Source organism: Gemmatimonas sp. (genome assembly GCF_044345575.1).
Lineage (GTDB): Bacteria > Gemmatimonadota > Gemmatimonadetes > Gemmatimonadales > Gemmatimonadaceae > Gemmatimonas.
The window spans coordinates 1-6212 of sequence record NZ_JBIJAW010000192.1 but is presented as its reverse complement, the minus strand read 5'-3'; the positions used below and the strand labels follow the sequence as shown (position 1 = coordinate 6212).

At 69.3% G+C, this 6212-nt stretch carries 3 protein-coding genes; all 3 read right to left on the bottom strand.

The window, feature by feature from the left end:
- Window positions 1-245: 245 nt before the first annotated feature.
- Entirely contained in the window at window positions 246-3767 is a 3522-nt protein-coding gene (locus ACIQ6O_RS11315) for a hypothetical protein (protein ID WP_396207895.1), read from the bottom strand.
- Between the two features lie 92 nt (window positions 3768-3859).
- Window positions 3860-5395 carry a PAS domain-containing protein gene (locus ACIQ6O_RS11310; protein ID WP_396207894.1) on the bottom strand — a complete coding sequence of 512 codons (1536 nt, stop codon included), beginning with the start codon at window positions 5393-5395 and terminating at the stop codon, window positions 3860-3862.
- Between the two features lie 48 nt (window positions 5396-5443).
- Window positions 5444-6212, bottom strand: a 769-nt coding sequence (locus ACIQ6O_RS11305; protein WP_396207893.1) for a hypothetical protein, incomplete at its 5' end; no start/stop codon positions are given.

Here is a 6212-nt window from a genome sequence, read left to right as displayed (position 1 = left end):
GACGGACCCGGCTCGCGGTTCTCCGTGCCCTCACCACACTCTGTGAACTCCGTGCCTTCGCGTTTCCCGCCCGGCTACCGCCGCACCACGCTCCGCAATTGGTGGGGAAACGCGTGAGCACCGAGCTCACCGAGGTGGTTGGAGCTCACCGAGGGGTTTTGACGGATCCGGCTCGCGGTTCTCCGTGCCCTCACCACACTCTGTGCTCTCCGTGTATTCGCGTCTCCCCGCCCGCCGCCGCCGCCCTACCGCCGCACCACGCTCCGCACGCCGTCCGAGAACACCACGTCGACGCTGCGGCCGTCGGTGGCCACGACCGCACCCTGGCGGCGCACGAAGCCCATGATCTGACCCGTGGCGGCATCGCGTACCATGGCCATGCGGTAGGTCGGGTTGTCCCAGCGCACCCGTATCTGGCGCGCCGCGCGATCGAGCCGGGCCGACGGATCGTCCGCCAGCGCACGGGCGCCACCGGGGGAGGGCATAGCCGCCGCGGCGCGCTGTACCGCCGCCCGCGTCGGTACGCGGACGTCACGCACGCGCACCTGCTGCAACCGCTGTTCGAGCGTGGGCGACCAGGGCAGCACCACGGCGAACTGGCGCTGCTCTTGCCCCGGGGCCGTATGGTCCACGACTGAGGCCTCGAGGGGCATCGCGACGAGCGCCGTCCCATTCGCATCGAGCAGTTCCACCTGGTGCGTGGCGCCACGCGGAGCGGGGGTAATCGGTGCCGTCACACGGAACGACGGTTCCAGTTCGATGCGCCCGTCGACCACACGCCCCCACACCAGGAGCCCGTCGCCAACGCTTGCACCCTCGGCTGACGTCACGAAGCCCGAGGTGCTGCGATAGGTCATCACCGCGCTCCAGCTGTAGTCGCTCACCCACTGGTTGCTGCAATAGCCCATGATGTCGGTGGCGCTACTCGACACGATGCTGTTGGTGCCGGAATTCCAGCCGAACCCGCCGATCACCCCACCGGCATAGGGGTAGCTCGGGTCGCCGCTCACCCCGCACGGGGCGTGCTCTCGCCCGAAGTTGTGCCCCCACTCGTGCGCGGCCACCTCGTTGCCACTCGGGAGATAATCCCATCCCACCGCCGCGCGGCCGGGTCGATAGCCGTAGCCCGCCACGCCACTCGTGTAGCGCACCCGCACCACGCCGTAGTAATGCGTCGTGGTTGGGGCCCCGTCGGTGGTGCGCAGCGCATTGACCTCGCTGAGCACGGTGAGCCACTTGCCGTTGGTGTCTTCGCTGTTGAGCGTGTCGGCGCTGCTGGTAAACGGCACGCGCACATCGCTCACCACACTCTGCAGCGGCCAGAGCCGCCGGGACAGGGCGAGGAAGCTTGCCTGATTGGCATTCGTCACGCGCCCCGTGTCGGTGCCCACGATCACCGGCACGAAACGCACGGTGAAGGTGGGTGCGGTGCGTACGGTGACCGCCTGCGGTGTGCCGCTCGACGGCCAGCTGTTGTCGCTGCGATCGGCGTCAGGAACCGCCTGCGCCGGGTCGAGCTCCACCAGCACCCGCGTGGTGGTGCGCATGTTGGCCGCCGGCACCGTGAGGTTCCACGTGGAACTCAGCGTGCCCTCGGCGATGCTCGTGCGCACCGAGGCTTCCGGCGCCGCGATGGTGGTGGTGCTGAGGAGCGTGGTGCCGTCGTACAGGCGCACGCGCACCTCGGGACGCGCGCTATTGGCTGCGTTAGCCGTGACGAACACCCGCAGCAGAGCCTCGCGGTTGGCCACCAGCGCGACGGAGTTGTCGAGCTTCTGGATGGCCTGCGTGAGATACACGCCGCTGATCGTGTAGTTGGGTCCCGACGGCGGTGCCGCGTAGACGAACGACACGTTGCTCGTGGCGTTCACGCTCACGGTAGCCGTGGTGGATGCCGGCGACGGTGTGTAGGTCGTACCGGCTGAGGACACGCTCGCGGCGCTCACGGTCCATGTTCCGGCTGGGAGCCCGGTCACGGTGCCAGGGCCGTTCTGCGTGCGGGTGGCGCCGGGGCCCGTGAGAGTGAACACCGGCGTGGTGCCGGCAGGATAGCCGCTCGCGGCAATGGCGATGCTGCCGCCGGGGAGCGTGTAGGCCACCGTGGCCGCCGCCGCTACCGCGCTGGCCACTACGTTCACGGTTTGCGTGGACGGCGCGGCACTGTAGGTGCCGCCCGCGGTGCTCACCGACCCGGCGGATACAGTGTAGGTGCCCGGCGTGAGCAGCACGAGCGTGGTGGTGGCCGTGAGGGCGCGCGAGAAGTTGCCGGGCCCGGTGACCGTGACGGCGCCATTGGCCCCTGTGGGCAGCCCGGTCACCGCCACGGCGAGCGAGCCGGTGCTGATGCTGTACTGCACGCCAAAGGGCAGGGTATCACCCGGGGACACCGTGGTGTCGCGTGCCGTGCGCGCCGGCGCGTAGGCCGCCACGCTGGTCGTGACCGCCGACGCCGTCTGCCGCCAGCGGCCCGGCGTGGCCGGCGTGACTCGGAACGACCCCGTCACGGTGTAGTTCACCCCCGCCGGATCGGTGAGCTGAATCGCGGCGTTGGTGCCGTTCGGCAGCCCCGTCACCGGTACGTCGACGACCGTCGGCAGCAGCGTGTAGGTGAACGATGCCGTACTCGTACCGCCCGTGGTGATGGTGACGGCCTGCGACGCCGGGGTGGGCGCCCACTTTTCGTTGCCTGCCAGCACCGGCGCGGCCGACACGGTGTAGGTGCCCACCGGGAGCGAGTCCACCGTGCCGGGGTTGGTGACGCTGCGATCGATGCCAGTGCCGACCACGCGCAAGGTCGGCGTGCTGCCGCCGGGCAGGCCGCTGCTCTGCAGCACGAGCCGTCCCACTTGGGCCGCGTAGGTCACCGGCGCCGGCGCCGCCACGAGCGAGGCGGTGACGTCGACGACCAGGGTGTCGGTGGCTGGACGATAGGTGACGCCCTGCTGCGCCACCGGTGCGCTGATTACCCGATAGCGCCCGGGGTTGAGCCCGGTGAGGGTGGAGGTGGCGCTGACGGAGCGCGACGTGGTGTCAGCGCCAGGGCCCAGCACTTTCACATTGCCGCCCACGCCATTCGGGAGGCCGGTGATGGCCACGGCGAGCGCCCCCGACGACACGGTGTAGCGGAGCTCGACGCGCGCCGTGTCGCCGAAGCTCACGGTGGTGTCGAGCGTGGTGCGGGACGGCGAGAAGCGTGCGCCCTCGGCGGTCACGGTGGCAGCCGAGAGCGCCCACCGTTCGAGGGTGGTAGGCTGATCGGTGCGCTGGGCCGCGAGCAGGGTCGTGCTCTGCGTGACCGCAGTTGGCGATCCCCCGGGCGGCGTGGCCGACGCAGCGGCGGTGGCGGTGGCTGGAAGCCCCGATACCGTGATAGCCAGGGCCGACGGGGCGGGGCGATAGGTAGCGGCCACCTGCACCGCCGCCGATGAGGGGACCGTGACTTCGAAGGTGGCCGGCGTGCCGACCCACGTGCCCAGCGCGGTACGCACCGGGCGCACGGTGACGGTGTAGCGCCCCACGGGCACGTCAGCCCAACTGGTGCCGGCTGTGGCCGCGCGGTTGAACGCGCTCCCTGGCAGGGGCCCCACGATCTGCAAATCGGCGCTCGCCCCCGCCGGCAGGCCGCTGCTGCTTACGGCGATGGTCCCCGGCGTGACCGGACTGGGCGCGGTGGGCGAGCGCGCCTCCGCGCTGTCCTTGCCTCCAGCGCAGGCGGTGACGGCGGCAACAGTGAGTCCGGCAAGTACGTGCCGCAAGAGCAATGGCATCGGTCGTCTGAGGCAGGGTCTGTCCTGAGACGAATATGCGGTCGCCAGGGCACGGGCGTGCGACCTCCGGCGCGGTGGTCGCGCCCGCGTGACTACCAGCTACGGAGGGCCGGTTTGCGGGGTTCCGGCGCCAACGGCAACCGGAGCTGGATCTGCTGCGTGCTCCTGGGGCCATCGGAAACCAGCAAGGAGCCACCCAACTCTCGCGTCAATCGGCTGATGACGCGGAGCGAGGGGTCGGAGACCGGGAGCGCCAGGGCCGGATGCGCCGGCGGGAACGTGAGCGGCATGGGTCCGGCACAGTAGAGCAGACGGAGTTCGGCCTCACCGCTCTGCGCCGATAGAAACGCCGTCAGCGACCCGGTGCGCTCCGCCTGACGCAACAGATACAACACCGCCATGCTGAGGATTCGCGCCACCGTCACGGCGTCGGCCTTGATCAGGCAGGGTTTCCCTTGGTCCGTCTGACGGTGAACGATCGGAATCGCTACCGCCTTGCGTAGCAGGGCGAACTGCTCGTCGCACACCGTCGCCAGATCGACGTAGTCGGCCGGATCCGGTGTGTCTTCGCGGTGCAGCAGATCCACCAATTCCACGAGGGTTCGAGCTTCGAACAAGAGCGATTGCTCGTCGACCGCGGTTGGCGTGCCCGCGTTCGTGCGCGCATGATCGCGCAGCCCCAGTAGCGTGTTCGTGACCATATGCAGACCGCGAATCAGTGGGCGAACGATCGTCGACAGCTGCTCGAACGACGAGCGGGCGGGGAGTGCGGGCCCACGGTGAGCTGGCGTGGGTACGGCAACGACGGCGACAGCCCAGCCCAAGCCCAACTCGCCAAGACGCGAGAACTGCAGGGTGACAGGAACGGCATATGGTCCTACGCCCATGGTGATGGCAACCTGGGAGGTATAGCCGATCTCCGCCGTCGTTGTTTCGGCGAGGCACGCTGCAACATTGGGGGCATCCGCGCCCCCGAACAGCTGCAGGAAGGGGCCGAAAAGGGCGTCCTGCGTGAAATTCGTGGTGCGCGCCGTCAGCTCGAGCGCCGCGCCGTTGCACCACGCCACGGCCCCATTGGCGTCCACGATGAAGATGGCGGTCGGAATGACATCGAGCAGTCGCTGTCCCGACAGCAGCATGTCGTCCGCCAGTGAACCGTCGATCCGCTGCCGACGATCCCCGATGGTCGCGATGACGTCGGAGGCCGCATGACGGTCGTCCAGCACGGCATCGACGCCGCTGGCGACGAGTTGGGTACTCACGGGAACCAGCGTACGCGCCGCGAGCCAGCCGATGATGGGGACCCCCCGGGCGCTGACCGAGCTCCGGACGCTACGGGCGATCACGGCCACCGCCGCTGCGTCGCCACCGACAACGACGGCGAGTCCGGTACGGCTGTTGAGGAGACGCACTGCTTCCGACTCGCTGTGCGCGGCCACGGCGGTGATGTGGCTCGCGCCGAGGGCCATGCTTAACGCCTGATATCGACCTTCATCGAGCGCGATCACGACGACGAATCGCCCGCGAGGGGCCGTCGGCGTACCGCGGTCGAAGATGGTGTCGAACGGGTTCTCCCGCGGAACCAGCGTGAGTGGTGGGAACGGCTGGTTGGTGGGTGGAACAGTCACGCAGCGAGAATGCAGGTGGTGGCGTGGCGCGTGGCTGGCAGGCGGAACTCAGCGCTCAGCCACGAGTGGGAGGACACATTCGATCCACGCCGTCTCATCGGCATCAGTGCGGGCGTTGAGGTACCCACCAAGCTGGTGAACCCACCGGCCGATTTCGATAAGGTGACCGGAATCGACCGCGCTCCGCGGCTCGGACGTCATGGCCCCTTCGCGGCCGCGCGCGGAGGAGGGGCGATAGCTGACGCGTACGCACAGCTCCCCCGTGCGCCGCTCGAGCGTCACGCGCAGGTGGCGCTGCTGCGCCTCCTGCTGCGCCGTGATCACCATGAGCGTCAGCACGCGACGCAGGGCGTTGGGCGCGCCAAGCGTAACCACTTCGCCGGCGTTGTTGCTCCACTCGAGTCGCCACGTGCTGCCGAGCGACGCCGCTATTTGCGCGAGGTGCTCGGCCGCCAAGGCGTCAATACGCAACAGCTGTACCGGGTCGTCCCCCTCTTCGCAGAGAGACGCCACCAGCGCGACGGAGCCCTCTGTCTCGGCGAGCAAATCGCCCTCGTCGATGCCGCCGGCGTCGAGTGACTCGCCCTGCCGCTGGCGATGGTCGAGCACGCGACGCATGGTCGCCGTCGAGGCGCGCAGGGCTGCGAGCCCGGCGTTTACGCCGCGTGCGGCGAGCGAATTCATTGCAATCGGTGCGTCCGCTGCCGTGGCGAAGCGCACGTTGTACACCGTGCGGTTTTCGATACGGAAGCCTTCGATACAGATCTCGAGAGTCCGTCGGCCGAACCCCGAGGTGCCCACCTGCGACGTAAATGTC

Excerpts from the sequence above, each read along its gene's own strand:
- ACIQ6O_RS11315 (WP_396207895.1), bottom strand. The coding sequence starts at position 3,767 with ATGCCATTGCTCTTGCGGCACGTACTTGCCGGACTCACTGTTGCCGCC.